This window comes from Roseibium aquae (assembly GCF_008711285.1).
Lineage (GTDB): Bacteria > Pseudomonadota > Alphaproteobacteria > Rhizobiales > Stappiaceae > Roseibium > Roseibium aquae.
Map to the genome: position 1 here is coordinate 1 of NZ_VXDC01000027.1, position 2,500 is coordinate 2,500.

At 55.3% G+C, this 2,500-nt stretch carries 2 rRNA genes (1 of these 2 cut by a window edge); both read right to left on the reverse strand.

What is annotated here, in order from left to right:
- Positions 1-36: 36 nt before the first annotated feature.
- Positions 37-151 (reverse strand): 5S ribosomal RNA (gene rrf, locus F0184_RS20260).
- A 391-nt stretch (positions 152-542) separates the two neighbouring features.
- Positions 543-2,500 (reverse strand): 23S ribosomal RNA (locus F0184_RS20265) (it continues 763 nt past the right edge of the window).

The following is a 2,500-nucleotide window of genomic DNA, read 5'->3' on the forward strand; positions in this document are numbered from 1 at the left end:
GTTTTAAGTTGAAGAGTTTTTTTCTGTCTTTAGCGGGCCTGGCGGCGACCTACTCTCCCGCGTCTTGAGACGAAGTACCATTGGCGCTGGAGCGTTTCACGGCCGAGTTCGGGATGGGATCGGGTGGGGGCGCTCCGCTTGGGCCACCAGGCCGGCGAAGGACAGATTTTTTCGTGAAGTCCATTCCCCTCACGCCTGTCGCTGCTTTGGCAGCTGGCTCCGGGAGGGCGGCGAAGTGTCGCCGGCGCACGCTTGTGCGCTTGGAACCTTCGGTTCCGTTCCTTGTCCCTTGAGGGTCATGTCTGGTCTTATATTTTTAGCTTCCAGCTTTTTGAGGCTTGAGCATTTATTGCCGATTTTTTTCGATTGGATGTTCTGCACGTTTCCGGCACGCAGCGCCGAAGCCCACGAATGTGGGCCGCCAACTGTTTGGCGCCCCCGCGGAGCTTAGCGCCGCAGGCGCGCTCAAGCGTGAGCGCAAACCAACCAATCTTTTCAAAGCGCCAATGGCGCTTTTAAAAGATGAGTATTGAGTAATGAGAGTGATCAAGCCGAACGAGCTATTAGTAAAGCTAAGCTTCATGCATTGCTGCACTTCCACACGCTTCCTATCGACGTGGTGGTCTTCCACGGCTCTTCAGGGAGAACTTGTTTTGAGGTGGGTTTCCCGCTTAGATGCTTTCAGCGGTTATCCCTTCCGTACATAGCTACCCTGCAATGCGGCTGGCGCCACAACAGGTCCACCAGAGGTACGTCCATCCCGGTCCTCTCGTACTAGGGACAGATCCTCTCAATTCTCCTACACCCACGGCAGATAGGGACCGAACTGTCTCGCGACGTTCTGAACCCAACTCACGTACCACTTTAATTGGCGAACAGCCAAACCCTTGGGACCTGCTCCAGCCCCAGGATGTGATGAGTCGACATCGAGGTGCCAAACAATGCCGTCGATATGGACTCTTGGGCATCATCAGCCTGTTATCCCCGGCGTACCTTTTATCCGTTGAGCGATGGCCCTTCCACGAGGGACCACCGGATCACTATGGCCGACTTTCGTCTCTGCTCGACTTGTCAGTCTCGCAGTCAGGCAGGCTTATGCCATTGCACTCGACGAGCGATTTCCGACCGCTCTGAGCCCACCTTCGCGCGCCTCCGTTACCATTTGGGAGGCGACCGCCCCAGTCAAACTACCCGCCACACACGGTCCCGGACGTTGTTGCGCCGCGGTTAGATATCCATAAGGACAAGGGTGGTATTTCAAGGGTGACTCCACAAGAGCTGGCGCCCTTGCTTCGACGTCTACCACCTATCCTACACATGTCGTTACGAATACCAGTGTGAAGCTGTAGTAAAGGTGCACGGGGTCTTTCCGTCTGACCGCAGGAACCCCGCATCTTCACGGGGAATTCAATTTCACTGAGTCTATGCTGGAGACAGCGGGGAAGTCGTTACGCCATTCGTGCAGGTCGGAACTTACCCGACAAGGAATTTCGCTACCTTAGGACCGTTATAGTTACGGCCGCCGTTTACTGGGGCTTCAATTCGGTGCTTGCACACCTCCTCTTAACCTTCCAGCACCGGGCAGGCGTCAGACCCTATACGTCGCCTTGCGGCTTCGCAGAGCCCTGTGTTTTTGATAAACAGTCGCCACCCCCTGGTCTGTGCCACCCCTGACTGGTTGCCCAATCAGAGGTCTCCCTTCTCGCGAACTTACGGGAGCATTTTGCCGAGTTCCTTCAGCATAGTTCTCTCAAGCGCCTTGGTATGCTCTACCAGTCCACCTGTGTCGGTTTCGGGTACGGTCTATACGCGGGAGCTATTTCCTGGAACACCTTCGCCGCACCCCCAATCCAGTAAGGGGATACGACACACGGCATCCGTCACTACCCGCAGGCTGCAGAATATTAACTGCATTCCCATCGACTACGCCTTTCGGCCTCGCCTTAGGGGCCGGCTAACCCTGCGCCGATTAGCGTTGCGCAGGAACCCTTGGACTTTCGGCGAGGGAGTCTCTCACTCCCTTTATCGTTACTCATGTCAGCATTCGCACTTCTGATATCTCCAGGAGCCCTCACGGGTCTCCCTTCGCAGACTTACAGAACGCTCCGCTACCGCGTGCATATGCACACCCGCAGCTTCGGTGTATGGCTTGAGCCCCGGTACATTTTCGGCGCGGAGACCCTTATTTAGACCAGTGAGCTGTTACGCTTTCTTTAAATGATGGCTGCTTCTAAGCCAACATCCTGGTTGTTTTGGGATCTCTACATCCTTTCCCACTTAGCCATAACTTAGGGACCTTAACTGGCGGTCAGGGTTGTTTCCCTCTCCACAATGGACGTTAGCACCCACTGTGTGTCTGCCGGACAGTTCTTCCCGGTATTCGGAGTTTGGTTAGGATCAGTAAGGCGGTAAGCCCCCATAGCCCATCCAGTGCTCTACCCCCGGGAGAATACATCCGACGCTCTACCTAAATAGATTTCGCGGAGAACCAGCTATTTCC